This is a genomic window from Desulfosporosinus sp. FKB (assembly GCF_002196705.1).
Taxonomy (GTDB): Bacteria; Bacillota; Desulfitobacteriia; order Desulfitobacteriales; family Desulfitobacteriaceae; genus Desulfosporosinus.
The window spans coordinates 20835-47503 of record NZ_NADJ01000035.1 but is presented as its reverse complement, the minus strand read 5'-3'; the positions used below and the strand labels follow the sequence as shown (position 1 = coordinate 47503).

General features: G+C 40.8%; 26 protein-coding genes and 1 other annotated feature. Of the genes, 20 read left to right on the top strand and 6 right to left on the bottom strand.

The genetic code is table 11. The features are described 5' to 3' along the window. Positions 1-33: 33 nt before the first annotated feature. From B5Y67_RS13435 to B5Y67_RS13395, 9 genes are all read left to right on the top strand, one after another. Positions 34-867, top strand: a complete 834-nt coding sequence (locus B5Y67_RS13435; RefSeq protein WP_088226946.1) for a 4Fe-4S binding protein — start codon at positions 34-36, stop codon at positions 865-867. Between the two features lie 13 nt (positions 868-880). After that, entirely contained in the window at positions 881-1177 is a 297-nt protein-coding gene (locus tag B5Y67_RS13430; protein WP_088226945.1) for a 4Fe-4S dicluster domain-containing protein, read from the top strand. Positions 1178-1215: 38 nt separating this feature from the next. After that, entirely contained in the window at positions 1216-1803 is a 588-nt protein-coding gene (locus tag B5Y67_RS13425) for a hypothetical protein (RefSeq protein WP_088226944.1), read from the top strand. A gap of 19 nt (positions 1804-1822) precedes the next feature. After that, positions 1823-2020 (top strand): hypothetical protein, encoded by a 198-nt coding sequence (locus tag B5Y67_RS13420; protein WP_088226943.1) that lies wholly within the window; start codon positions 1823-1825, stop codon positions 2018-2020. A 42-nt stretch (positions 2021-2062) separates the two neighbouring features. Beyond that, complete coding sequence (locus B5Y67_RS13415) at positions 2063-2461, top strand: MaoC family dehydratase N-terminal domain-containing protein (RefSeq protein ID WP_088226942.1); 399 nt, start codon at positions 2063-2065, stop codon at positions 2459-2461. Then, positions 2458-2859 (top strand): MaoC/PaaZ C-terminal domain-containing protein, encoded by a 402-nt coding sequence (locus B5Y67_RS13410; RefSeq protein ID WP_088226941.1) that lies wholly within the window; start codon positions 2458-2460, stop codon positions 2857-2859. The genes B5Y67_RS13415 and B5Y67_RS13410 overlap by 4 nt, the downstream gene beginning before the upstream one ends. A gap of 244 nt (positions 2860-3103) precedes the next feature. Further along, positions 3104-4576: a 4-hydroxyphenylacetate 3-hydroxylase N-terminal domain-containing protein gene (locus B5Y67_RS13405; protein ID WP_088226940.1), complete on the top strand. Its 1473-nt coding sequence runs from the start codon at positions 3104-3106 to the stop codon at positions 4574-4576. Positions 4577-4689: 113 nt separating this feature from the next. Further along, on the top strand, positions 4690-5448 hold the full coding sequence (locus tag B5Y67_RS13400) for an alpha/beta hydrolase (protein ID WP_088226939.1): 759 nt from the start codon (positions 4690-4692) through the stop codon (positions 5446-5448). Positions 5449-5515: 67 nt separating this feature from the next. Beyond that, the gene (locus B5Y67_RS13395; protein WP_088226938.1) at positions 5516-6304 is read left to right on the top strand and encodes an enoyl-CoA hydratase/isomerase family protein; all 789 of its coding nucleotides are present in this window, start codon (positions 5516-5518) and stop codon (positions 6302-6304) included. A 277-nt stretch (positions 6305-6581) separates the two neighbouring features. On the opposite strand, the gene B5Y67_RS13390 is transcribed toward B5Y67_RS13395, so the two are convergent. Further along, entirely contained in the window at positions 6582-7445 is an 864-nt protein-coding gene (locus tag B5Y67_RS13390) for a hypothetical protein (RefSeq protein ID WP_088226937.1), read from the bottom strand. A 358-nt stretch (positions 7446-7803) separates the two neighbouring features. Between B5Y67_RS13390 and B5Y67_RS13385 the strand changes: the two genes are divergently transcribed. The 4 genes from B5Y67_RS13385 to B5Y67_RS13370 all read left to right on the top strand — a co-directional run bounded on the left by B5Y67_RS13385 (position 7804) and on the right by B5Y67_RS13370 (position 13841). Beyond that, positions 7804-9204 carry a sigma 54-interacting transcriptional regulator gene (locus B5Y67_RS13385; RefSeq protein WP_088226936.1) on the top strand — a complete coding sequence of 467 codons (1401 nt, stop codon included), beginning with the start codon at positions 7804-7806 and terminating at the stop codon, positions 9202-9204. A 150-nt stretch (positions 9205-9354) separates the two neighbouring features. Next, the gene (locus B5Y67_RS13380; protein WP_242975970.1) at positions 9355-10395 is read left to right on the top strand and encodes an MBL fold metallo-hydrolase; all 1041 of its coding nucleotides are present in this window, start codon (positions 9355-9357) and stop codon (positions 10393-10395) included. 33 nt (positions 10396-10428) lie between these two features. After that, entirely contained in the window at positions 10429-11739 is a 1311-nt protein-coding gene (locus B5Y67_RS13375; RefSeq protein WP_088226935.1) for a DUF362 domain-containing protein, read from the top strand. A 461-nt stretch (positions 11740-12200) separates the two neighbouring features. Continuing rightward, complete coding sequence (locus B5Y67_RS13370) at positions 12201-13841, top strand: long-chain fatty acid--CoA ligase (RefSeq protein ID WP_088226934.1); 1641 nt, start codon at positions 12201-12203, stop codon at positions 13839-13841. Between the two features lie 58 nt (positions 13842-13899). Here the strand turns inward: B5Y67_RS13370 and B5Y67_RS13365 are convergent, their stop codons facing one another. From B5Y67_RS13365 to B5Y67_RS13355, 3 genes are read right to left on the bottom strand one after another with little or no spacing between them, the layout of a single operon-like run. After that, positions 13900-15120: a DUF438 domain-containing protein gene (locus tag B5Y67_RS13365; protein ID WP_088226933.1), complete on the bottom strand. Its 1221-nt coding sequence runs from the start codon at positions 15118-15120 to the stop codon at positions 13900-13902. 59 nt (positions 15121-15179) lie between these two features. Next, entirely contained in the window at positions 15180-16058 is an 879-nt protein-coding gene (locus B5Y67_RS13360; protein ID WP_088226932.1) for a phosphatase PAP2 family protein, read from the bottom strand. Positions 16059-16104: 46 nt separating this feature from the next. Beyond that, on the bottom strand, positions 16105-17304 hold the full coding sequence (locus B5Y67_RS13355; RefSeq protein ID WP_242975969.1) for a heparan-alpha-glucosaminide N-acetyltransferase domain-containing protein: 1200 nt from the start codon (positions 17302-17304) through the stop codon (positions 16105-16107). Between the two features lie 262 nt (positions 17305-17566). Here B5Y67_RS13355 and B5Y67_RS13350 point away from each other — a divergent pair, with 262 nt between their 5' ends. From B5Y67_RS13350 to mutY, 3 genes are all read left to right on the top strand, one after another. Further along, positions 17567-19966 (top strand): ATP-dependent DNA helicase, encoded by a 2400-nt coding sequence (locus B5Y67_RS13350; protein ID WP_088226931.1) that lies wholly within the window; start codon positions 17567-17569, stop codon positions 19964-19966. Positions 19967-20154: 188 nt separating this feature from the next. After that, on the top strand, positions 20155-20580 hold the full coding sequence (locus tag B5Y67_RS13345) for a hypothetical protein (RefSeq protein WP_088226930.1): 426 nt from the start codon (positions 20155-20157) through the stop codon (positions 20578-20580). A gap of 11 nt (positions 20581-20591) precedes the next feature. Further along, entirely contained in the window at positions 20592-21818 is a 1227-nt protein-coding gene (mutY, locus tag B5Y67_RS13340; RefSeq protein ID WP_088226929.1) for an A/G-specific adenine glycosylase, read from the top strand. A gap of 4 nt (positions 21819-21822) precedes the next feature. Here mutY and B5Y67_RS13335 read toward each other — a convergent pair whose 3' ends face one another. Then, the gene (locus B5Y67_RS13335; protein ID WP_088226928.1) at positions 21823-22014 is read right to left on the bottom strand and encodes a hypothetical protein; all 192 of its coding nucleotides are present in this window, start codon (positions 22012-22014) and stop codon (positions 21823-21825) included. A gap of 216 nt (positions 22015-22230) precedes the next feature. Next, positions 22231-22482, top strand: a binding site (T-box leader). Positions 22483-22663: 181 nt separating this feature from the next. Between B5Y67_RS13335 and B5Y67_RS13330 the strand changes: the two genes are divergently transcribed. The 3 genes from B5Y67_RS13330 (at position 22664) to B5Y67_RS13320 (ending at position 24925) form a co-directional block, all read left to right on the top strand. Then, entirely contained in the window at positions 22664-23800 is a 1137-nt protein-coding gene (locus B5Y67_RS13330; RefSeq protein ID WP_088226927.1) for a bifunctional 3-deoxy-7-phosphoheptulonate synthase/chorismate mutase, read from the top strand. Between the two features lie 144 nt (positions 23801-23944). Beyond that, positions 23945-24472, top strand: a complete 528-nt coding sequence (locus B5Y67_RS13325) for a nitroreductase family protein (protein WP_088226926.1) — start codon at positions 23945-23947, stop codon at positions 24470-24472. A 111-nt stretch (positions 24473-24583) separates the two neighbouring features. Then, a complete protein-coding gene (locus tag B5Y67_RS13320) occupies positions 24584-24925 on the top strand; it encodes an HIT family protein (RefSeq protein ID WP_088226925.1) in 342 nt (113 codons plus the stop codon). A 70-nt stretch (positions 24926-24995) separates the two neighbouring features. Here the strand turns inward: B5Y67_RS13320 and B5Y67_RS13315 are convergent, their stop codons facing one another. After that, the gene (locus B5Y67_RS13315; RefSeq protein ID WP_088227045.1) at positions 24996-25526 is read right to left on the bottom strand and encodes a hypothetical protein; all 531 of its coding nucleotides are present in this window, start codon (positions 25524-25526) and stop codon (positions 24996-24998) included. A gap of 321 nt (positions 25527-25847) precedes the next feature. On the opposite strand from B5Y67_RS13315, the gene B5Y67_RS13310 reads away from it, so the two are divergent. Continuing rightward, on the top strand, positions 25848-26540 hold the full coding sequence (locus B5Y67_RS13310; RefSeq protein WP_170932692.1) for a hypothetical protein: 693 nt from the start codon (positions 25848-25850) through the stop codon (positions 26538-26540). Positions 26541-26669: the final 129 nt, after the last annotated feature.

The window sequence follows — 26669 nt, the reverse complement described above, 5'->3', positions numbered from 1 at the left end:
ATGTGTAGTTTAAGCGAAAAGGAGGATTTCTAAATGTGTTGGGTATGTGAAAAATATGGTAAGGGCGGGAAGTGGTATCTTAATCCAGAAAATTTCGCTCGCCGCCTTTATAAAATTCGCAAAGAAGGTAAAGAGGCTGCAGGGGCAGATGCAGACCCCCAAGCTGCGGGAATGGGAGCAGGTGTGGTGGCTGAATTAGTGAAAGCGAGGATCAGTGGAGACAGAGAATGGGAAAATGAAATTAAGCGGGAAGCTTTGGAGCAGGCTTATCAAACACATTTTGGACAGGTAGTTACCTTGGACGAATATTTGCAGATTTTAGATACGGCCTACCCTTTGGCTAAAATGACTTGTGGGTGTCGCCGTGTACAACGAGGTATGCCTGATGAAGAAAACTTTACCTGTATGGGGATAGGCCCCGGTATGTATAAATGGGAGCGCTGGCCTGAAACCTATCGAGGTGGTGTAGAATTTGTTACTCCCGCTGAAGCAAAAGAATGGGCAATGATGAATCACAAAGAAGGACGTGTTCAAACTGTTGACGTTTTTGGTACGCCCTACATTGGCGGATTATGCCAATGTGAATATCCGGGTTGTGTAGCAGTTCGGAATAGAATAGACTACGACTTTAAGTTTTTATTAAAGGGGCATTTTGTAGCCAAGGTTGATCGGGAAAAATGCACGGGATGTAAAAGCTGTTTAGGGCGTTGCCAATTTAAAGCTCTAAACCTGGAAGTTTATACAAGTAAAGCTTATATCGATTTGGACCAATGTTTTGGATGCGGGCTTTGTGTGACTGCCTGCCCAAGCGGTGCTATACAATTGCTTGATCGGCAAAGTATGCCCGGATTAGCAGAAAATTGGTAATGGAGGGAGTTAAATGATTGCTCAAATAAATATTGACTATGCCTTATGTCGAGATCCCTTAAATTGTCGCAAGTGTTTAAGTGTCTGCCCTTCTGTTGTTTTTGTCTGTGGGCCTACAAAAGTATGGAAAGGTCAGGAAAGCGATTCTCGGGAGTATAAAATTTTTGGCCGCTATTATGACAAGTGTTCTGGTTGCGGTGATTGTGTAAAGGTATGCCCTGCAAATGCTGTTCAGCTTAACTTTGTCCCTCGTGAACAATTAGCCCGTAAGTTTCGGGAAGAACGAGCAGCTCAATTAAAAGAACGTTAGTTGTACATTAAGCTATTTCAGGATGGAGGGAGTATGGTATGGCTTTGGATTTTAAGGCCTTGCAAAAAATCAAGGGTAACCCCAGTTTCGAGGTGGCACCTAATCGACGTTTGAAGATAAACCCGGGACAAGACTATGTTTATGATATGCCTAAGGAATTGATTTATAAAGTTAATAAAGATTTTTCGATGGAAAATATGCTTAATCAAATAACTAACGCCGGAGAAGAGTCCTTGTCTATTCAAGGAACAAAATTTATGACTATTTTAATCAGAGAAGCCGATTCTGAAAGATTTCAGGATCGGACTGCTGCGATGATTGAAAAAGTTGCCCAACAAACCGGTATACGTTTTCCCCATGTATTTGAGAGGTACATTGAATTGGGAATACTTACGCTGCGTCCCCGAGATGCCTGGACGGTCACGGAGGCAACCACCAGGACATTGAAAGTGCGCAGTTACGACTGCAGTTTAAGCAAACTTCTTGCTGAGAAAGGAGTTAAAAATTGTGGCCTGTTTTGTTTGGCTGCAAGTAAAACTGCAGCCGAAAAAACCGGAATAACATTAGATATAACTTGCACTAATGACAATATGGGGATTTGTGAGTTTACCTATCTGCCGCAGTGAATAAAGGGGGGTATTCAAGTTGCATATTGGGCATAACCACGATGACATTGATCCGGAAAGTTTAGCTTTGAGGCATTACGGAGAGGGGATTTATCAAGAGTCATTGGGGAATTTCTCAGAGGCCTTAAATGAGTATCTGATGGCAAATGTATTAGATCCCAAGTTAATGGCGGTTCAGAACAAACTGATTGACTTGAGACAAAAATTAAGTCTTTAAATTGCCGGGAGTATCGATCGTAAGAAGGAAGGTAGAAGGCTTTTGCTAAGAAAAGAATTAATTGGCAGAGAGAGTGAGTCGGTTGTAGTAAAGATTAAGCCCGAAGAAGTGCGCCGTTTTGCCGAGGCTACGGGAGTTCCTTATAATGATCGAGTTCCGCCAACATTCGTAGGTACACTGTTGCACGCTTCCATCGCTGGAGTTGAATTGCCCATTGTCGGGATGATTCACGGTGAACAAAAAATAACCTATTATCGTCAACTTCGAATTGGCGAAGCTATTTCCTATAAAAAACGAGTTAAAGATATTTATGATCGAAGCGGTAAACTCGGGAAAATGACGTTTATTGTGCTTGAGACGATTGGGTATGACTTAACCGGAGAATTAGTCTTTTCCAGTAGTTCTATAATTATTGCACCGGTAAAGGAGGAAGCTCAATGAAACGTTTGTCTGATCGTCAGGTATCAGAAAGGCTGCCTGTGCGTAAGTGGATACCCACTCCCATGCAAATCCGTCAGTATGCCGAAGCTTCCGGGGATTTTAATCCTATCCACTTAGATGACAATTATGCTCGTCAAGCCGGTCTTGGAGGGGTCATCGCCCATGGCATGCTATTAATGGCCCAAATGGCGGCAATGCTGACGGATTGGATTGGAGATGAAGGAATAATTTCGAAAATCGATGTTCGTTTTGAACAAATGGTGCGTCCAAGAGATACTATCTTGTGCTCCGGTTTTATAAGGGCACGTTCGGAAAAGGTTTTAGTCTGTGATTTAGCGGCCTTTAATGAGCGTGACGAAAGAGTATTGTCGGGCTTAGCACATATAACAGTAAATTAATTAAAACAGAGTCTAGAGTAATTCTAAAAGGAAGCAGTAACTGGAGAAAGTTATTTTTACAGTTACTGGTTGATAATTGTCTGGTGTATGAATTCCATACATTTTATATCCCCCCTAAGAGTGTTAACCACCCTTAAGGGGGCGTTTTTATAAAAATATATGCTGGCATGTATTTTGCAAATAGATATTGATATAAGAGATTTTCGTTAAAATTCCTGATTTTGATTTGAAGGAGGAAAACCAGATGAGAACAAGAGCTCAGTATTTAGAAAGGCTAAGCAAAATGGACAGAAATCTCTATTCGAACGGAGAAAAAATTGACAGGCTTGATCCGCGCCAAGAAGGCGCTCTGAATGTAATGGGGTTGACCTTTGATGCTGCTTGGGATCCTGTCAGCAAAGACCTTTGTACGGCAACCTCCCATATTACTGGGGAAACTATTAACCGTTTTAACCATATTCATCAAAATACCGAAGATCTGCATAAAAAACAAGATATGACTCGTTTGTTATGCAATAAGGTTGGAGGATGTATTCAACGTTGTATGGGAATTGATGCAGCCAACGCCATCAACGCTGTTTCTTATGAGGCTCAAAAATCACCTAAAGCGAAAACAGCCTATCATGATAATTTCCTCAAGTGGCTGGAAATGTTCCAGAGTGAAGACCTTGTGGCAAGCTGCGCGCAGACTGATGTCAAAGGAGAACGGCTCAAGCGCCCAGCGGAACAAATCGATCCCGACATGTATGTTCATGTTGTGGAAGAACGCAGTGATGGGATCATAGTTCGCGGCTCAAAGGTTCATATTTCAGAAGCCTCAATTTCGGATGAAATCTTAGTTGTTCCGAACAGAGCTCTGCAAAAAGGTGAAGAATCTTATGCCGTGTGTTTTGCGGTGCCTTCAGATTATGAGGGGATTAAGCAAGTTGTTCATTATCATCTGAATCGTAAACGAGATTTTTTTCAAAAAGGAATTGAAACAGGGTATACAGACTCCTACATTATTTTTGATGATTGTTTTATTCCTTGGGAGCGGGTTTTTCTGTGCGGAGAGATTCAACACGGGGGTATTGCGGCCTTGCTTTTTGCCCTATTTCATCGTCATTCTTATTCAGGCTGTAAACCGGCAGCATTAGATTACGTTATTGGCATGGCAGGCCTGGCAGCAGACATTAATGGTATTGGCAAGACGCATCACGTACGCGAAATGCTTTCCAGATTAATCATGACAGGTGAACTTGGCTATGCAGCCGGGTACACGGCTTCGGCTTTGGCTAAACCAGAGGTTTACATGCCCGGTATGGGAATGGTTCCTTATGGACCAGGGAGTTACATCCCAAATTCAATCTATGCCAATGTTGGCCGCTGTCTAACTGGTGAGGCGGTGTTTCATGAACAGGAAATCTTATGTAATATAGCAGGTGGAATGCCGGCAACCTTCCCGTTTGAAAAAGATTTGATGAATCCGGAAACAAAGGCTCTACTGGAGAAATACTTAAATCGCAACCCGAAAATTCCTATTGAGGATCAAATTAAATTCTGGCTTAATTTCATCGATTTTGGGCTTTCGGGTTATGCAGGCACTTCGCAATATGGTGCTTATCACGGAGGAGGGTCTCCTATCATGGAGCAGATCGCCATTACCACTCAATACGATTTGGAGTCTAAGAAGGACATTGTTCGTGAGATCGCCGGAATGTCACCGAGGAAGAAATAAAGGCAAAGAAGAGCTCCCCTGGCGAAAAGTTAGGGGAGAATCTCTTGTTTTAGCTAAAATATTTGTTACAATTGTTAAAAATAGACAATATCCAATTGAGAGGAGTTGATTAAATGCCTTATGCATCAGTTAAAGGAATAAATATCTTCTATGAGTCTACCGGCGGAGATTTTTTGCCTCTCATTGTAATTCACGGTGCTGGAGGCTCAAGCCAAAGCTGGTCAAAGCAAATCTCTGGATTACAAAAGCAAGGAAACCTGATTGCCCTGGATCTGCCCGGGCATGGGAAGTCCGGCGGCAGTTTGCTGGCAGATATTTCATCAATGGCTGATTTTCTAAATGATTTTGTCCAAACTTTAGGTATTGAAAAATTTTCCTTAGCGGGGCATTCCATGGGGGGAGCAATTGCTCAGGAGTTTACTTTACGCTATCCGGGAAAAGTGACTGGGCTTATTCTCCTTGGAACCGGAGCAAGGCTGAGAGTAGGCCAAGGGATCTTAGATGCTGCTGCTTCGGGAATGTTTCCGTTTAAGAATGTCGATCATTTATATGGTTCCGCAACGTCAGATGAGGAAAAAGCTAAGGAGATGAAAGAACTGCAGAAGATTCCGGCAAACGTATTTTGGGCTGATTTTCAGGCTTGCAATACCTTTAATCGAATAGATGACGTAGAAAAAATTCAAGTTCCCACTTTAATTCTCGTCGGAGAGGAAGACGTGATGACCCCGGTGAAATACTCTCAATTTTTGGCCGATAAGCTGACCAATACGAACTTAAGAATTATCAAGGAAGCAGGACATATGTGTATGCAAGAAAAAGCAACTGAAGTCAACGCGGCAATCCGGAATTTTCTTGAGAATTTAAGAGTATAAAAGTTGTTAATTCTTTCAACTATAAAAGAATAAGAGGTGAAAGTCTGGTTATAATACCGGACGCATAATGGGGAGAAAATATGGAGAGATAATTAAATTTGAAAGACAAGATTATTGTGGAGCTATTATTTTAGATAATGCGGAAAAACTAAATGTCGTAGGAGATGATTTTCTTAAGGAACTGGGAGCCCTGCAACAGGAAATTCTAACTATGGAGGACTTGCGGGCTTTAGCCATTGTTGCCAATGGTGACAACTTTTCCGCGGGGATCGATCTGAATTTTCTTCAGGAAGTTAGTTCGGAAAAAGTGAAAGCAGCTTTAACATGGTTACAAGGACTATATGGTTTCTGGCAAACCCTTTCAATACCGGTAGTGATTGGGGTGCAAGGATTTTGTTTTGGTTCGGCAGTAGAATTAATGTTAGGATGTGACATTAGAATTGCAGCAGAAAACCTTAAATTAAGTTTACCAGAGGTCAAACTGGGGTTATCCCCCGATATGGGAGGGACAACGCGCTTAACAAAACTTGTTGGAACAGGGCAGGCTAAGAGACTTATAATGGCTTGTGAGGAGATAGGGGCTCATGAGGCGCTGCAAATTGGGCTTGTGGAGAAAGTTGTTCCTGTTGAAAAACTGCGTGAGGTTACCATCCGCCTTGCTGAGAAAATGTCTGGATTTCCTCCTTCCAGTATTGCTTTTGCCAAAAAAGGCATTAATCTTGCTGAAGAAAGCAGTGTGGCTGCAGGTCTCTTATTTGAACAAGCCCAATCAACCTATTGCTGCGGGACAAAGGATATTAAAGAGGCAATCTCTGCATTTTTCGATAAAAGAAAACCCAGTTTCACAGGTAACTGATCTTTATCATTTCACTGGTCGATGTACATTATTCGTCACAACAGTGCATTAGTTGTCTAAGTTAAGTTTTTTAAAAGAAGAAGACTATGATTACAAATTGCGGCAAAATAAAAAGAATCTTTGGGCGATTCATCGATCCAAGATTCTTTTTAGATATGTTATGTTAATTCAGATTGGTTAGGTTAAGTTTAAGTTGAGTTGAGTTGAGCTGAGATAGCCAAACCGAGCAAAGCGAAGTAAAGTAAAGTAAAGCTAAGCTAAGCTAGGCTAGGCTAAGCTAAGCGTGAAGATCGACAGATGTAGTAAGTTTATTTTTTTGGTCACCGACAGCATTCATAAATGTATTCCAACTATTAGAAAGATATTTTATCTCATTTACAAGATCTGATCGAGAAGCACCGTCAGAATCAGGTATGTAATTTGATAATATGGTTTTATACACAGAATCTAATTGATCTTTTAAGGTGTCGGAATCTGTGACATTAACGCTATTAAATAGACTTTGATACTGATTTTCCGACGTTTGGAAAGAATAGGAACCATTCTCCAAATCATCTTGCATCTTTGTTCCTTTATCCTTCCAACCAGTATTAATAAGTACGGGGTCGGTTGTATTGGCAAGTTGATCTGCGAAACCTTTTAAAAGGTTTACGTAATTCGTTGACAATTGATTCGTGTAATTATCTACGAATGAATTAAATTGTTGTTGATATTGTTCCGGTATTAGGTTTTCTGATATGTATTTGAATTCCAAATTCGTTTGACTGATGCGCATACCATAAGTACCGCCAACCGTTTGGCTGTTGTCCATCGTTTCAGATGCAGCACTTAATGCGCTTTGAAGTTGAGAAATTTGATCCTTACTTAAACTCTGCATATTGTTTAAAAAAGATTCGAAATTACTACTATCAATGATGTTAGGGCTGTCATCCAGCAAATTTAAGGTTATCCCATTTGAGCTTTTGGCTGACAAGGATAAGTCGACCTTGTCTGGGTTAATATGAAAACCTTCTAAGAATTTTTCGTGAGAGATATCACTTTGATCAATCGTTGAAGTAGTATCAAGTTTGTTGCGCTGTAACAAAGTACTTGTTTGGTCATAAGAAAGTGGTGGATAAGATTGCAAACTATCGATAGACATATACTTTTCCTCCTAAAGAAATAGGTGTCAATTCTAATATCGGCATTTCCAGATTAATGGATCAGTTTTTGGAGTAAACAATATCTATTCTAATTTGTCAAATAAATCCAAGAAATCCAAAGCCATTTCTAAATCAAAACTCTTAACTTTCGAATTTTAGTCTGAGATAGTAATACTGATAATCTCAGTCTTCGCTCTATCCTGTTATCAGGAATAGAATACATATATCCTATTTGGAGAGGCACGGGCAGCTAGCCCACAATAGTTAGAATGTTTAAAATATTTTGGTATTAGTCTTTACTTCGCTTGCTTACCTTTAGTATAATGTTTACAAATGATACAAAAATGGGGGAATTTCATGAGTGCAGGAATTCATGCTGTCACTACAATCGATTTTCCACGTTGGGATCAAGAACTGTTGTTCAAAATCCTCGATAATATTCATGACGTGGTATTGGTTATTGATTCCCACACAACAATTGTCTATGTCAATGAAGCCTATGCCAGAATCCTAGGGGTTCCTGTGGAAAAAGTCCTGGGCCGCAGACTGGACAAAATTGAACCCGATTCTGCAGCTATTAAAGCTCTTCACAGTGGAAAATCTATAAAAGGCTCAGAGCATTTGAAATCTCTAGGCATCGATGTTATAGGCAGCGCGTTTCCCTTGTATAAGGGGAAACAAATTATCGGATGCATTTCAACGTTCAAAAATGTTACCGAAGAACTTGAGCTTAACCGTGAATTGCAGCAAACAAAGGGCGTTGCAGATTATTTAAAAGAGCAGTTGGACCAATGGGAACAACTGCCGTTGTCGTTTAAGGAATATGTTGGGCAAAACCGTAATGTGAAAGAAACCTTAATATTGGCAGCGAAGGTAGCTCGAACGGACAGTACGGTCTTGATTCGCGGGGAGAGCGGTGTGGGAAAGGAAGTACTGGCCAAAGCAGTTCATAACGCTAGCCGTCGTAAAAACAAACCTCTAATAAAAGTAAATTGCGCAGCAATACCGGAGAGCTTAATAGAAAGCGAATTGTTTGGATATGAAGAAGGAGCATATACGGGTGCCAAAAAGGGGGGCAAACTCGGGAAATTTGAACTAGCTCACAGCGGGACAATTTTTTTGGATGAAATTGGAGATATGAGCTTAACAATGCAAGCCAAATTGCTTAGAGTTCTACAAGAAAAGGAATTCGAAAGAGTCGGCGGATCAGCGACGATTAAGGTTGACATACGAGTAATAGCAGCAACTAATCGTGACTTAGAAACGATGATTGCCGAAAAAACTTTTCGGAAAGATCTTTATTACCGCTTAAATATTGTTCCTCTGAATCTTAACCCACTGCGTGAACGAAAAGATGATTTAATAGCGTTGACCCAAACATTCCTTGATCAGTTTTCGCGGGAGGCTGGGCATGAGTTAAGCTTGGCTCCTCAGGTATTAAGAATCTTTCAAAATTATAACTGGCCTGGCAATATTCGCGAACTTCAAAATGTTCTGGAACATGCAAGCATTGTGTGCAATGGGTCTACCATTGAAATTCACCACTTACCTGCCAATATTATCCCTATGAATAATCAACCCGCTGATTTAAAAGATAAGACTTATAACTTAAAAGAAATTGTAGCGAGAGTGGAAAAGGAACTTATAGCCTCTGCTCTGGCTAACAATAACAATAATCGAACGAAGACTATGGAAGTCTTAGGAATTTCGAGACGGGCCTTTTATGACAAATTACGCAGGTATGGTATTGAGGAATAGCTATAGGAGTGGCCTCAAAGTTTTACGCTTTAGCTTTAGAATGTGCGCTTTCAATACCTTTGTACTTCGAAAACTGTATAAAATTCATACACAATCCAAACTCGATATTAAAGAGTTTGGTTTCTTTATAGATTTTTGCTTGAGTCGCAATTGGCACGTATCTTGCAATATTTAGTAAATAAAGTATCCCCTTGTGAGGCAACGAAAAACGATACTATTTTTAAGGAGGATAAGCAGGCACTTTTTCTTCGGCAGAGAGTATTAATGCTGCTGCTAAAGGCGAGAACTGCGATTAGTATGAATGAAGTGATGTTTGTTAATTTACTGCCCCAGTTATATTTTGTTTCAGGTGAGCAAGGGGGACGGTTTCCATACAGTAATGGTCTCTTGATTGATGGGGACAAAAGGGTTCTGGTTGATACTGGCTTTGGACCAAGCCGGCGTAAAAAGATTTTGGAAAAAGGCAGGATCGATATCATCATAAACACTCATTTTCATTTGGATCATGCTTATGGAAATAAGTATTTTCCAGAGGCCGAGATTTGGGCACATGCTTACGATGCTCCACCAATTCGTTCTCTCAATAAATTTATGGCTTATTCGGGTTATGGCGAACTTTCCGCTTTTCCCAATCCTGATTACTTTCCAGGCGGGCCGGCAAATCAAATTGTGCATAGAGAACTTAAAGACGGTGAGGTCTTGAGGTTTGGAGAGATTTCCTTAAAGGTTATTCATACGCCGGGCCACACCCAGGGGCATATTGCACTCCTTGAGCCTCACTCAAGCCTTTTATTTTCAGGGGACATAGATCTTTCACCTTTTGGCCCTTGGTATGGCAATGTGCTCTCTGATCTCGAGGAATTTGTTGATTCCATTAATCGACTAATCGACTTAAAACCTAAAGTGATAGTAACCAGTCATGAAGGAATTATTTCCGACAATATTACTGAGAGACTAAAGAGTTATGCTGAAATGATTAATCAACGAGACGAAACTATTCTTAAACATCTACAAGTTCCAAGAGGAATGACAGATCTTCTGGACAAGAAGATTATTTTTAAACGCTACCCTGAACCCCAAAAAGTATATCGATTTTTTGAGCAGACAATGTTAGAAAAGCATCTGCAGCGTTTAGCCAAGCAAGGAAGGGTTATTATGAATCCTAATGGTAAATATAAGGCCTATGCCTGAGGATTTTACTCTATTATGAATTGAGGGAGTTAAATGGATAAACAAGATAAACCCACCGTATCGATTGTCAAAGTAAAGGATGTTTATGAGTCACTTCTTGAAAGTATAAATTTGTGTGATGGCCTAGCGGACTTGGATACCAATGATGTGATTTTAATTAAGCCTAATATTGTCAGCTGGGATTTTGACTTGCCATTTCCTCCTTTCGGTGTCGTAACGACAAGTATTGTGATCGAAGCTTTAGTTCGTGTTCTTGTTGAGCACGGGTTCAGTAAACTGACAATTGGCGAAGGTGCTCTGCCCGTATTTAATCCTAAGAGTGAAGCTGTTTTCGAAGCCTTGGGCTATCAAAAGTTGGTGCAAAGATATGGGGTAAAGCTTGCAGATTTTAATCTAGAAGCTTTTGAAACGATTGACTATGGAGAAGGCTTAAAGCTGGATATAGCTAAACAAGCTTTAGAAGCAGATAAAATTATTAACGTACCTGTATTAAAAACGCACAATCAAGCTAAAGTTTCTCTGGGGATTAAAAATTTAAAAGGATGTCTTCATAGAAAGTCAAAACAGCTATGCCATGGTATTGATAATCAGGAACTCAGCCTCATGTTTCCCCGTATCATAGAAAAACTTCCTGTAGCTCTGACGGTTATTGACGGTCTATACACTCTTGAGAAAGGACCAGGCCCTACAGGAAGAGCCTTCCGCAAAAATTTGCTCATATCTTCGCGTGATCCCTTTGCCTGTGATCTGGTGGGTGCGGCTATTCTCGGTTATCCCGTAAATGAAGTTGAACATTTAAGTATTTATGCGAACCGCCATGGGTACAGCATGGATCTAGCTGATTACGATATAAAAGGAGAAGCCCTTGAAAATCATCGGGAATATGTAGAGTATGATTGGGAGTGGTCACAAGAAGATACCGGACCGGCAGGATTTAAAAAACGAGGTATTACAGGTTTAGCAATTCGCAAATACGACAGCACGTTGTGTACAGGATGTTCCGTGCAATACAATCCGATGTTGATTCTCTTTTCTTCAGCCTATAAAGGTCGGCCGTTTCCTAATGTTGAAGTGGTTTCCGGAAAGAAGCAATTGGCATCACCGGGATTTGAAAAGTCTATCCTTTTCGGCAAATGTGCTTGTCACCTGAATAAAGATAATCCGAATATTAATAAGGTAATTCCGCTTTGGGGATGCCCGCCTGATCTTAATAAATTTGTTGATACTCTTGCCCGAGAAGGAATTGAATGTGAGTATAAGGAATATGTTCGCTTTCGCCATTATTTAATGGATCGTTACAAAAACGACGCGAATTATCAGCTTTCTGATTGGTCTATTGAGTAATACTTTGTGAAATAATTAGTGAACATCTAATAGTGTTACCTAACGATAGAGGAGCTGTTAGTGCAAAAGAGCCCGAAAGGACGTTATCAATGCCTTTCGGGCTCTTTTTTTAGCAATTCAGGTTTGGGATTTTTGTAACTCGGTTCAGAATTAAGATCTGTATATTATGTATACAATTAGTTGGTCGATATGTTGCGATATTGTAACAATTACTTGTGAATTTTTAACTACTCCGTAAAGGTTGGATTCTTTAGAAGTAGATCTTCTGATTATTCGGCTGAGAAAAGATGAGAAGAAGGATAGAATAATTGTTTAATAACTGGCACGGTTATTGCAAAGCAAAACAATAGACGAATAATTGTGAATGTTCTGAAAAGAACAGGACTGTTTTTAGTTGTTGAGGGGAGATCCTTTGAGATTGTAAATAGCCTCGGATTGGTTATAAAGGAGGTTAAGTAATCATGCTACATGAAAAGCCTTGGTTTAAAAGCTATCCTTCTTATACAAAGCGAAGCCTTGAGTACCCTGAAATAACACTTGGCCAATTACTTGATGATGCAGTGAGCAAAAGCCCTGATACTTTAGCTATGATTTTTGAGGATCAAAAGATAACTTATAGAGAGTTTGGAGATCAAGTAAACCGTTTAGCTAAAGGATTATTCGATCTGGGGGTAAGAAAAGGTGAACGAGTTGCTCTGATGGGCCCTAATTGTCCGCAATGGGTTGTTAGTTTTTATGCGTTGCTTAAACTAGGTGCGATAGTCGTACAAACAAATCCGATGTACGTGGAACGTGAACTGGCCTATCAAATTAATGATTCTGGAGCCACAACAATTATCGTGTTTGAACCTCTGTATCCAAGAGTCCAAAACATTTACCACGAAACAACATTACAACGAGTCATAGCCTTTAATTTTCTCGCTTCTGTTAAACAGACACAAGACATATATTCTTATGATGTACTGATTAGGAATGACTTGATTTCGGACGTTATCGAAATAAATCCGGTTAAGGATCTGGCAGTTTTACAATATACAGGCGGAACAACAGGCATATCTAAAGGCGTCATGCTTACCCATCGCAATTTAATCTGCAATACTATTCAAAACATAGCTTGGTCTTTCGATTTAAAATACGGGGAGGAACGAATATTAACCATTTTACCTGTGTTTCATGTTTATGGAATGACTAACTGTGTAAATTATGCTGTGGCGAGTGCATCGACACAAATACTATTGCCTCGCTTTGAAATAGATAAAGTTCTGGAAGTTATTAAAAATCATAAACCGACCCTTTTCCCTGGGGCACCAACGATTTTTATGGCTATAAACAATCATCCTCGAATTGCTGATTATCGGGAAAACTTAGCGGCAATCAAAGTCTGTAACAGCGGTTCAGCTCCTCTGCCTTTAGAAGTTGCTCAAAAATTCAGCAAAGTAACCCAGGGAGCTGGAAATCTTATTGAAGGGTATGGACTCTCCGAAGCCTCACCGGTAACCCATAGCAATCCATTGGACCGTCCTACACGCAAAGGCTCTATAGGAATCCCCTTTCCTGACACAGATTGCGTTATTATGGATCTGGAAACTGGAACAAGACCACTTCCGGTGGGGGAGATCGGTGAACTATGTGTTAGAGGCCCTCAGGTTATGAGCGGATACTGGAATAAACCTGAGGAAACAAAAGAGACCCTGCGGGAAGGCTGGTTGTATACCGGTGATATTGCTAAAATGGACGAAGATGGTTATTTCTATATAATTGATCGGAAGAAGGATATGATTATTGCGGGAGGGTTTAATATTTACCCCCGTGACATTGAAGAAGTGCTTTATGAGCATCCCAAGGTGAAAGAAGTCGTTGTTGCAGGAATTCCGGACTCCTACCGAGGGGAAACTACCAAAGCCTATATAGTGCTGCACGAAGACATTGAAGGAACTGAAGAGGAATTTATCTCGTTTTGCAGAAACAAGATGGCGTCCTACAAGGTACCGCGCCTTATCGAGTTTAGAACGGAATTGCCCAGAAGTATCGTAGGAAAAGTATTACGGCGTCAGCTTGTCGAGGAAGAAACAGCTAAACTGCAAACGGCGGTGACGAGTTAAGCTTTAAACAACGGACAGGAAAGCACGTAAAGAGCATTCCTCGTCCGTTGTTTGGGCGTTATTCCTCGGAATAAATCCGTTTTTCTCCCTGGATATGTTGTAACTTCTGGATATCTTGGGTGACTTCAATAGTACCACGGTAGGCGCCTTTTTCATCCCGTAAAGCGAAATATTGTATGTAAACATACTTGTTATTCATATGTATCCAGAATTCAGCGGTATCGCGCTGGCCGCTTTTAAAATCTTGAACAATTTTGTTAACAATGTGCACACTATCCGGCGGATGACAATCTTTAACATTTCGGCCAATAATCGCTTTACTGCGTTGAAAAATACGTTCTTTCCCCAAGGAGAAATAGCGAACGATATCAAATTCATCCACAAAGGTGATATCTACCGGCAGGTGGTTAAAAATAAGACTTATTTGTTCTAAAGACAACCCGCCAGTTGGAAACGAAAGAAGCTGATGGGACGCAACGGTTGGTTCAGGAGGAGCGGATGAAACCCAACCTTTGTCCGGCTGAATCAGCGTATAGCCGATCTCCCCGCTCTGTTCTGCTACTGCAGCCCATTCCGACTCAGTTAAGGTTTCCATACTCATCGGAAATAAAATATTCTCTTCCTTGTAGATCATATCTTCGATAGCTTTTAAAACAGGCAAAGCGGTAGTCTGAATTAATTCCAGCAAAGACTGTTTATCGGGCAAACGGTCTAAAAGATTTTGGGAAATCTGTTTAAGTTGAGCCCTGATTTCGTCATGGATTCCCCACATTACTTTAGGGGGCCCGCTTACCCCATGCTTTTCGAGATAAGCAAAAAGAATATTCTCTTTACGACTGTAATGCTTTTCAAGTTCAAGCAATTGGCGGTGAAGGACTTGCCATTTATTCAGACCTTCTTCGGGAATAGTTCCTTGGGTTGAATCAAGAAGTTGTTCCAGAAGGGGCCGCAGCTCTTGAATTACGCCTGCAATAGCATGGTTTTCTTGGCGAAAGGTTTGAATGGGATGGCCGCCTTGTTCTTGAGATTTCGGTTGTTGGTCAAGACTGTCCTCAAAGACAGATACATGAACATCACAGAGGCTTTGAATTTCCTTTTCCGGTAAGCCTTCCTGGATAAGCTCCTGTTCTAAAGCAGCGATCTCTGTTGCGCCAACGTCAGATAGGAGCTCACGAAACCTCTCTTTCAGTTCCTGGGGATTTTTATTCTGGTGAATGTCACGGATGATTTGCTTGAGGGTTTCTCGCCGTTGTTGATGATTTCCTATGAGTTCGCTCATCGTATCTCTCCTTTCGCCTTAAACCTTATCTCTTTAAGGTTGTGACGATTGAGAGGTTTTCATGCATTCTTCTTCCACCGCAGGCCGACTTTTAGGATAAGCCAATCTCCTAATTTAACCGTACTTAGAGCTAAAAGAATGCCTGCAATGACATCAGTAATCCAATGAATTTCCAGATAGAGTGTTGAGTAGATGATCGAAAGGCAAAACAACGTCCAAATCCAACGAAAGAGTTTATCCTTTTCTCTCCAAGCTAAGAGCAGCATGGCAAACGCTATTGAGGTGTGCATTGAAGGAAAACAATTTACTACCACGACGGCGGCGTCTGCTGCTGAAAGGTTACGGGCCATGCCGTCAGGCTGTCCTAAGACATACCAAACTTCATTAACGTGAATTGTTAAATAGAAAGGAAAAATTAAGAGAAACTGTAAAACATGGGCCGACAAGCTGTAGCGAATCATTTTTAAAGAGTCTTTAGCCCAAAAGGAGCGATAAATTGGAATGAGTACAGGAAGCGTGAAACCATTAGCGTAAATCCAGCGGAAATAGCTTGTCAGCCATGGGGTTTTAAGAACTCGAAAAATCCAGCCGTTATTTCCGGGAATCGACTTAAAGAAAGCATCTAAGTCCAACAGATGTACGCGAGTTCCCAGTTGCCAATAGACAATGTCATTCCAAACAGGAGGGAAATATTGCCACATCAGAATCGGGAACAACACTAAAGGTATACCGATAACCAAAAACCGCTGCCAAGAAACAGACAAACGATCAGGTTCAATATTCCAGAAAGCTCCGACTAACAAAAGATAGGAATAATGGGCAGGACGATTGGGGGCAATGAAAACGAACAGTATGACAGCCACTAAACAGAAACGCAAAAGGTTTTTTTTTGACCAGTTAACCCAACGCGTTGTTCTTAGATCCATTGAAGAAATCATGGGTATGAATCAGTCCTTTCCCAAACTTATGGTGAAATTGCCAAGTTTACCAGTGCAGTCGGGTTCCGACTGAATAAGTTTTGGTTAAATAATGAGATTTATGCGCTACTCTCCATGCTTGGTATTTAAGATTGAGCGGGTAAAGGATTACAATACCCAGAATCCAGATCACAACTCCCGCTAAGAGAGAAAGGCAATTAAAACGGGCCAGAGCTGTCGGTATTGCGGCATAAAGCCAGAGGTGAGCGTTATAAAAGAAAAGTGGTGATTGTCCGAACTTTTCCAATACCTGACCTAACTTAGAAGTCTGAGACAATCTGAAAAAGAAATAACCCAACAAGAAGACAAGCCCAAGGTAGAGAAGGAAAAAGGTGATACTTGGCGGGTATTTGGAAAGTCCGAAGAAGCCCTGCAAAGTCCCGTCGGGACGAAGATAATCACCCACTCCCAGAAAGCGTAAAACAAAGAAAAGAGTTAAACTGCATAAACCCGACAACGCAAACCTTTTTGCCTCATAAGTCAGGCCTCGTTCTTCTTGATAAGTCTGTCCGTACAACCATCCCAGGATCATTGGCAGAAGCCAAGGAATCAAGGGGAAATTATTATTCACTAATAAGGTTGAAGAGAATGGTACGGGAAGAAGCAAAATAGTCTGAAGGGCTTTATAGAGCGTTTGATGGAAAGGAAAGTTTCTTACAACTGCTGGCAAAAATAGCTGACTCAATATATAGAGCAAGCCGGTTAAGCTAAAGAGTTTCCAAGGTGAAATTCTGCGACCCGCCACAAGAACAATAAACCCCAGACCGATGGCGGATAAGACACTAAAGGAGAAAAAGGTTCCCGGCGTAAGGACGGAGAATAACGATTGTGCTTGAACAAATAGAGGAAGATTGAAAGCCGGGGAAGCAATAAAAAGCTGTAGTCCTATAAGAACAAGTCCCCGTTTCAGCAGATATTTGTCAATACTCCAATTTGAAGCGCCCAAGGTTTGTCGCTTTTTTACAGAAAGGGCTAAAACATATCCGGCTATAAAAAGAAACCCGGGAGCACATAGGCTGGATAAGAACATTACGAGTAATCCAAGAAGACTTGCACTTCCTATGGGATTAAATGTTACAATCCCGTTCATGAGGAGTGGCAATCCTTCATTATTTACTCGTCCACTGCTCCAAAAATATAAAGCATGATCTAGGGCCATAAAAAGCATAATTAAGCCGCGTGTGCGATCTAAAAACCGTAGCCTCATAATTATCATCTCATTTCGTTTTTCCTCAAGGCCTCCGGCTATCAATTATACTACCCAATAAAATTGAAAATTTACGTAAACAATGAACAAGTTATCAAGAATTGGTGAAGATAAAATGCTTTTGAGAACTGGGAACTTTTGCTCTTTAAAGGATTCAAAAAGCCTTCGTCGAATTTCAGAGGAGAAGGTTATATTTAGGGCTGAGGATTATAATAACCTTAGGGTGTGGCAGTAGTTTTATTTATTTGGAAGGATTATTAGATTGAAGATTGTAAAAGTATCTGTACGAGAATTAGTTGAATTCGTACTTAAGAAGGGAGACTTGAAGCCGGCTGCGATTGGGGCTGCTCGGACTCAAGATGGCATAAAAGCACATCAGTTCGTTCAAAGGCAAAGCGGCACGGACTACCAGCCAGAAGTAACGCTGTCCTATCTTTATGTTCCTAAGGTGAAGCAGATCATCAGAGGTGTCGAAGAAGATATCTGCCTGGAAGTAAAGGGGAGAGCGGATGGGATCCTGAAAAAGGAATCTGGAGTTTGCGTCGACGAAATAAAAACAACGGCTATGGATTTAACCTTAATTGATGAATCAATAAGCGACATGCATTGGGCTCAAGCGCAGTGTTATGCCTTTATGTACGCTGCCAAGGAAGGCTTAGAAACGATGGAAGTCCAGCTTACTTATTATCAGCTTGACACTGCTGAAATAAGAAAATTTAACAGATCCTTTGCTTTTGAACAACTATCGGAGTTCTTTATTAATTTGGGAGAGAAATATCTTGTTTGGGCTTGCCGGCTCCAAGATTGGTATAGTCTTCGGAATTTAAGTATTCAGGAACTGCAATTTCCTTTTAGTGCCTATCGGAAGGGACAGAGGGAGTTGGCCGTGGGCGTTTATCAGACGATTAAATCCGGCAAGATACTTTTTGCCCAAGCTCCCACCGGCATCGGCAAAACTATGGGTACTTTATTCCCTGCCATCAAAGCGATGGGGGAAGGTTTAACGGTTCGGATTTTTTATCTGACTGCCAAAACAATTACACGAACTGTGGCGGAAAAGGCTTTGACGGATTTACAGGCCCGAGGATTAAAAATTAAACGGCTTACGCTCACTGCTAAAAAGAAGGTGTGTTTTCTGCCGGAATCTTCGTGTCTGCCGGAGGAATGCCCTTTTGCCAAAGGCTACTACGACCGCCTTCGTGGGGCGGCGGAAGATATTTTTGCTGAAGAATCCTGGTCTCGCCAAGTGCTTGAGGATTATGCCCGTAAGCATTCCATCTGTCCTTTCGAATTTTCTTTAGAAATGGCAACTTGGGCTGATGTGGTTATAGGAGACTATAACTATGTGTTCGATCCTCGGGTTTATTTGAAACGATTTTTTCTTGACGGAGGGGATTATACCTTTTTAGTCGATGAGGCCCATAATTTAGTGGAGCGTGCTCGGGAGATGTTCTCGGCAGAGATAAGGAAGGAAAATTGGCTCGAGCTTAAACGACTTACCAAAGTGGATGATCCGAAACTGTCCAAAAGTTTAGCACGAGTTAACATGGCTTTAATTAAAGAAAAAAAAGCTTGCTTGGCTGATAATTCGAAAGGTGAGAGCGTTGAAAAGGAGCTGCCTAGTGATTTAATTAAGGTTTTACGGCATTTTGTCAAAGCGGTTGAACTATTTCTGAAATATAAAGATCAAACGCATGGATGGCAGGAACAGCTTTTGGATCTTTATTTTCAGGCCCTGACCTTCCTTAGAACTGCAGAAAGTTTTGACTCACATTACGTCACCTGTCTGCAATCTCAGGGAGATTTAAGAATTAAGCTGTTTTGCCTCGACCCATCTGTTCGTTTGAGAGAAGCCTTAGAAAGAGGAAGGACCTCAATTTTATTTTCAGCCACTCTGAGCCCGATGGATTATTTTATGAATGTTTTGGGCGGAGAGGAGACCTCGTTCAAATTGAGATTATCGTCACCCTTTCCTGCTGAGAATTTGCACGTAATGATTCATAAAAGCATCTCTACCAAGTATCGGCAGCGAGCTTTTAGTTATGAACAAATTGCTGAAACCATCGCCGCTGTCACCTTGCCTAAAGAGGGGAACTATCTTGTTTTCTTTCCTTCTTATGACTATTTGCAAGAGGTCTATCTGAGATTTCAAGCGCAAAATCCTTTAGTTAAGGTAATTCAGCAAAGGTTAGGAATGCCGGAGGAGGAACGGGAGGAATTTTTGGCAAATTTTAGTGAACATCCCCAAGAAACACTGATAGGCTTTGCCTTGATGGGCGGAATCTTCGGCGAAGGTATAGATTTAATGGGTGACCGTCTCTCTGGCGCCATAGTAGTGGGAGTTGGCCTGCCCCAGGTTGGATTTGAACGAGAGATAATACGCGACTATTATGAAAAAGTAAGTCATGAAGGCTTTGAATTTTCTTATATATATCCCGGAATCAACAAAGTGCTGCAGGCAGTCGGCCGAGTTATCCGTACGGAAGAGGATAGAGGCGTCGTCGTATTGATTGATGAACGTTTTGCTCAGCTGAAGTACAAAAGATTGCTCCCATCCGAATGGAAGAATATTCGATACATGACCGATATTCAGGCTATTCAACAATCAATCGAGAACTTTTGGCCTCCAATGGTTCCTGAAAAGGACAATGAAACGTTATAATTGAAATCAATTGTTAGGATTTGAGATAAGTTGTAGGATTAAAGGTTTATCTAATCGTGAGACTCCCACTTCTACAAGTGGGAGTGGCCCCGATGTTCAGCTGTAGCTGAACGAGTTCACTCCTTAAAGAACGCTAATTAAGGGATGTACCGTAAATTAACATTTTAGTATGGAAATGAGGCTTAGTTATGTTGGAATATATATTTCCTATAGTTCTTATTGTCCTATCAAATGTCGTTTATAATTTAGCTCAAAAAACTACCCCTCAGAATGTCAACCCTTTTTCAGCGCTGCTGATCACCTATACAACTGCTGTTTTATTAACGGTCGCAGCAGGCTTCATCTATAAATCCGATAAGGGATTTCTGGAGTCGTTTTCAAAATTGAATTGGACGAGCTTTGCATTAGGAATTGCGATTGTTGGGCTAGAGGTAGGGTATTTGATTGCTTATCGTGTCGGTTGGGATATTGGGCTTGGCTCATTAGTTGCCAACATTATTCTGGCCGTTATCCTTATCCCTATTGGTATACTGTTCTTTCAGGAAGGGTTTTCGTTGTATAAACTTTTGGGAGCTTTTTTGTGCATCGCCGGATTAATCCTGATTAACATCTAGGAACATTAGAAATGGAAGCAGAAAGAACTATGATGCAAGATAATTTAACAGATTTTAGTATAGCCGAGTATTTATTGCCTTGGTTTTATACAACAAAAAGAGATTTGCCTTGGCGTAAGACAAAAGATCCTTATGTGATCTGGGTGTCTGAAGTGATGCTGCAGCAAACGCAGGTAAAAACAGTAATTCCTTATTTCGAACGATTTCTCCAACGCTTTCCTAATTTGAAAAAACTGGGTGAGGCCAGCTTTGAAGAGGTCCTGACGGAATGGAGAGGATTAGGCTATTATTCAAGAGCTAAACGGATGTGGGAGGGAGCTCAATATCTCCTCACTCAAAGAGAGGGTGAAATGCCCGACAATTATGAACAACTTTTGAAAGTGCCTGGCATTGGAAAGTATACTGCCGGAGCTGTAGCCAGTATTGCCTTTGGTGAGAAGGTTTCAGCTATTGATGGTAATGTGTTGAGAGTAATGTCCCGTTTATTGGCTTGGCCAGAGTCCATAGAATCCGTCAAAAGTTATCGCCGATTTGATCGGTCTATTACTCTTTGGCAAGCAACATCTGATCCGGGGGATTTTAATCAAGCTTTGATGGAACTTGGGGCTATGGTATGTACTTCCAAAAGGCCAAGCTGCGGTGAATGCCCCTTATTTAAACTATGCCTTGGAAGAAAAGGGGAAAATGTTCTTCTTTACCCTGTAAAAAGGCCTAAAGCTCAGCGTCAAGAGGTGACACGTTTAACGTTTGTAATGAGGAGAGGGGATGAGGTATACCTGCAAAAGCGTCCGTCTGATGGTTTACTGGCGAGTCTCTGGGAACTTCCTGGTGTGGAAATTTTGCAGGAAAACCGCCAAAAGGATTTTTTGCTGTCCTTTTCTCAAAATGAATTGTTTCATCTTTATTATGAAGCGGTCAACGATCGCTCCTTTGATAAAGATGTTGCCAAAAGGTTGGCCCAAGCTGTCTCTCTTCAGGGCCCCTTATGGTATAATTTCAGTCATCGGCGTTGGAAAATTTTCTGGATTGTTTTTGATATAAACGAAACTCCCGGGACTCAGCACCCATCTTTGCCGATGTTGGTACGTGAACAACACGAAACTGAACACAAACAACACCTGCTTGGAGAAAACAGGTGTTGGGTTTCACTTAATAAGATAAGTGCTATTCCTCTTCCCGTGGCATTTCGAGGAATCTTTCGTGAACTCTTAAAAGATAATAATCATACCAGTGTTTAAGGAATTAAATCATTGACGCTGAACAATTGTCATCGTTCGGTGAATCCTGCGTCGAAAGCGAGCTGTCCCCTAATTGTGCTCTTTCAAGCCATTTTTTAGAAACCTTGCATTTAACGATATTTCCTTTTTCATCAGGTCCTTGGAGAATAATCTTCTCTCCAAAAAGTGAATCCAATAACCCTATTGAAAAACGCATATTCAAAACTCCTTTCCACTAACGGCAGTATGGTATTTATAAAGAGATTTGCGGTGGTACACTGTAAATTTACAACATTAACCTTAAAATAGACTTAAGATTTCTTTATTTTTTCCTTTAAGGGATCATGCTATACAAAGGTCAATAACGAATAATTTTCTAATATACACAGTTGACAAACATCACGCTTCTGTTATAATACTATTAATTAAATCCTTAAAAGCAAAGACGGAGAAAAGTAGGCTATATATTATCGTTCAGGGAGGAAGGGTCATGACTGCAAGCTCTTCTATGTGTGATAATAGCTGAAGTTCCCTCCTGAGCTTCCGGCTGAACAAAAAAAGTAGGCTAGGACGGTTCTTCCCCGTTAACTGGAAGAGGGTATCGGATATCATTCCCGTACCTTGTCGAGTGGCTTTATAGCCAAAAGTTGGGTGGTAACACGAGATAATGTTTCTCGTCCCGTCAGGGATGAGAAACTTTTTATTTTGCTGAACCCCCAGAACTCAACAAAGTCGCGTTTGAAGACAGTACCTTTTTGAGAGGACCATTTTGGTCAAATTGGGTGGTAACGCGGAAGTCCACGGCTTTCGTCCCTAGTGGGATGAACCGTGGACTTTTTTTATTTAAACTGCAAGGAGGAATTAATATGAAAGACTTAAAATTAGCTGGTGATAAGTCCAAGAAAAGTGTTATTAAGGTTGGTGACGTTTGTCTAGGCGGCAAAGAAATTGTTCTCATAGGCGGTCCTTGTGCTGTAGAATCGAGTATCCAAATGGGGAAAGCCGCTGCCTCAGTCCGACGTTCGGGAGGAAAAATTTTGCGTGGCGGCGTATTCAAACCGCGCACATCTCCCTATAGTTTTCAGGGGCTGGGGCTTGAAGGAGTCAACTATCTGGTACAGGCCGCAAGAGAAGAAGGCCTTTTATGTGTTACCGAAGTTATTGATCTCAGAAGTTTGGAAATGGTCGCCGATAAAGTTGATTTGTTGCAAATTGGCGCTCGTAACATGCAAAATTTCGAACTCTTAAAATTAGCAGGCAAAGTAAATAAGCCGATTATTCTTAAACGCGGATTGTCTGCGACTATAGAAGAATGGCTGTTGGCTGCCGAATATATCATGGCGGCGGGTAATTCTCAAGTCATCCTATGTGAGCGCGGAATCCGAACGTTTGAACCTAGTACAAGAAATACTCTGGATTTAAGCGCTGTTGGAGCTGCCAAAGAACTGTCCCATCTCCCCGTAATCGTCGATCCCAGCCATGCAGCAGGAAGACGTGATTTAATCGCCTCCTTGTCCAAAGCGGCAGTGGCAAGCGGTGCCGATGGTTTGCTTATCGAAATGCATCCTAATCCGGAGGAGGCCATGAGTGATGGACCTCAGTCTCTTACCCCAGAGCAATTTATGACCTTAGCTCAAGACTTGGAGCTCGTTGCTCAATCTGTAGGAAGAAATTTTGTTGGTAGAGAAACGAGGGAAACTTTAGAAACCTTGCGCTCTGAAATTGATCTCATCGATCATACGATTGTGGAACGTCTTTCTAAACGAATGCAGATCGTCAGAAAGATTGGTGACCAAAAACGACTGGATAAAGTTAAGGATGTTGGCCGTGAAAGAGATATCCTCCAACGCTTAGTTCCTCTGGCAGAAGAATTGCAGCTTTCTCCCGAATTTGTAAAAAGGATATATTCCTATGTGTTTGAGTTTTCGGTACAATCCCAAATCAAGACTAAACTTACTGGGGATGATCAACTGGAATCCCTCTGTCCGATAGGAGGCAAGTAAAGGTTATGGAGATCTTCTTCGCCGTTAAGGTGAGAAGGTCTCTTTTCCTTTAAATATTGATTTTTTCCCCTTAATAAGGGTATTCTTAATTATTGGGTCATGAAATTTTTACAAATGCTTGAAAATAAGAAAGGGGTAATTAAGATGTTAGATCTATTATATAAGCGGCGCAGTATTAGAAAATATACAGAAACAAAGATAGATTCGGAAACTGTTAAAATCCTGTTACAAGCGGCTTTACTTAGCCCCTCCTCCCGGGGCTTTAAACCTTGTCAATTCTTGGTGGTCGACGATCCGAAGTTATTGTCCCAATTAGCATCAGCTAAGAAAGGGGCCGGGCATTTAAAGGGCGCGGCTTTAGCCGTGGTGATACTGGCTGATCCTGAACGAAGCGATGTCTGGGTCGAAGACGCTGCTATTGCTGCCACTATTCTCCATTTAACGGCGGAATCTTTAGGCTTAGGATCATGTTGGATTCAACTTAGGAAACGACAACGTACGGACACTGAAGCGGCAGAAGACTATGTGCGTGGGATATTGGCAATTCCCGAAAAGTTAAAGGTGCCCATCATTATGGCTCTTGGATACCCTGCAGAGTCAAAATCTCCCTATAAAGAGGAAGATATTAATTATGAAAATGTATATTCAAATACTTATGGAGTTCATTTATAGAAGCTTATCGAAGCCTGCATTTTATACTAAAATATTGCTAAATGGATTCAGACAGCAATTCTATGAAAGAATGAAGATGTAAAATAGAGATAGATGGTAAGGGGGAGAGTTATGATGGATTGTGTATTCTGTGGATTGCCTTCGGAAGCCACAATTATGGAAAACAATTACTTTAGAGTTATTTACGACAGAAATCCGGTTAGCAAAGGACATACTTTAATTATTTCCAAGCGTCATATGAGGAATATTTTTGAAGCCAGTGCTGAGGAAATGGCAGCAATGGGGGAACTGTTAAAACAGGTGAAGGGGAAACTGGATGGGGAGTATCATCCTGATGGTTATAACATAATGGTGAATATTGAAGCTGTAGCCGGTCAGTCTGTTTTTCACATGCATCTTCACGTTATTCCTCGCTATCTGGGGGATAATGATGTTCTTAAACGTATTCAGTAAGTAATAAACTTACAGTCAATCTAGTAGATCCACTAGATTCAAAAAGCAAACTATGCCATGCCAGTAAGATCTAAGAGCAAAACAAGGGTTTCCTTGATTTTCTTACTAAAGAATAACCCAGTCGTTTCTGGGGGTAGAAGCTAATCGCTTTCTTAGCTTTGTCATTAAATTTAAGGTTAGTAATTAGGTACTCTTGATCCTTCTGATTTAATGGGCGCAATCTGAATCGATCTTTTTTGCTGAATAATTCCTCAAGCACCGTCTCCCGAAACACTTCAAGATCGCGCCGATAAACAAAATATCGCTGGCCGTGGGAAAACTGTATGAACAAAATTTTAGGATCTTGATTATGGATCCCTATAAGTTTAATAGTTTCTTCTCTGTTAATTCTTGCCCAGCCTATAAACATCTCGCGTATTTCTTTAACTCGTTGCGGAAAACACTTAGAGCAGGATAAATACTCTGCAATTTGATTTTGATTCAGGGCAGGATTGGGATTATGAAAGAAGTGATCCTGTTCATAGACTTTTGTAATGAATAAATTATTAGACCCTAATTGGGAAACGATGATTAACGCTTCGGTGTTTAATAACATGTTCATGATTGTCACTGTTAAAAACGCCTCGATCCCTTTAATTAATCTTAAAAATAGTTATCTTACTAGTAGTTCCCAAATAGTTGTTCCCAAAAGCCTCTTTTTGCATTCTTTTGAATTGGAACCCAATAGCATGGACAGATTGTTTGATGAATATAGTTGGTTTTGTTGAAAATCACCGATTATAGTTTCTTATTGCTTTAGATGTGTATTTTCTTCTTAGAAAATTTCTGGGGTTTTTATAGAATTTTTATAATTGCTTAAAGGGGAGTTTAAAGCCTTCAATTATAATGACCACTGTAGTTAAGAAACAAGGAGGTCATTTTGATGAGCGGATTTAAACTTTTGTACGATGTAATTAATACCATGAAAGATAAGGAGGTTATAAACGGGACGTTAAAAGTGGTAGGGACAAAAGATCAAACAAAAATAGTCGATTTTAAGAATGAGTTTGAAAAAAACTTATCCAGCGGAGAGACAAAAGTAAAAATTAATTCGGAACTGGACTATAATGGCAAGAAGTTCAAACATGAAAGCCAAACGGAGTTCACGATTCCGGAGTGTCATGGACATATGCGTCATGGTTTTATGAAACATCATCATCACCATTTTTATCATCAAGGCGGATGTGGTATTGAAGATCAGGAGGGCCTCAGAAGCATAGGAATTCGTGGAAAGTTAACTAGGTTAGCCTATATCCTTAATGTTATTAATCAGATTAAGGTGGAAGAGAACGAGGATCAATCTTTTAAGCTTTCTCTAAGCTTAAAAGAGCTTCCTGAAGAAATGAAAAAGGTTTTTCAAGAAAGAATAAGTCAACACAGGCACTCTGAGCATCATCAGCATCATGCTTTAATGAACGAGTTTTTTGCTCTTCAAGACTCTGACTTTCAATTTAACCTCTGGATCAATAATGCAAAAGAAATAGAACGAACTTTGTTAACCGTCAAGGGTAAGCAAATTCAAGAAACGGATGAGCTGCATAATCTTCAGCTTACAGCAGAATTGCTGCTGTCTTAATACTCCAATCAAGCTGCGAACATTCAGGGCACAGAACAATTGAATTGTTTTGGGCCCTGATTCTCAGTATCATGGACACGAATCTGAGGTATCCTGTTACAAAACGGAAGAAAACGGTGATTTAAGTGC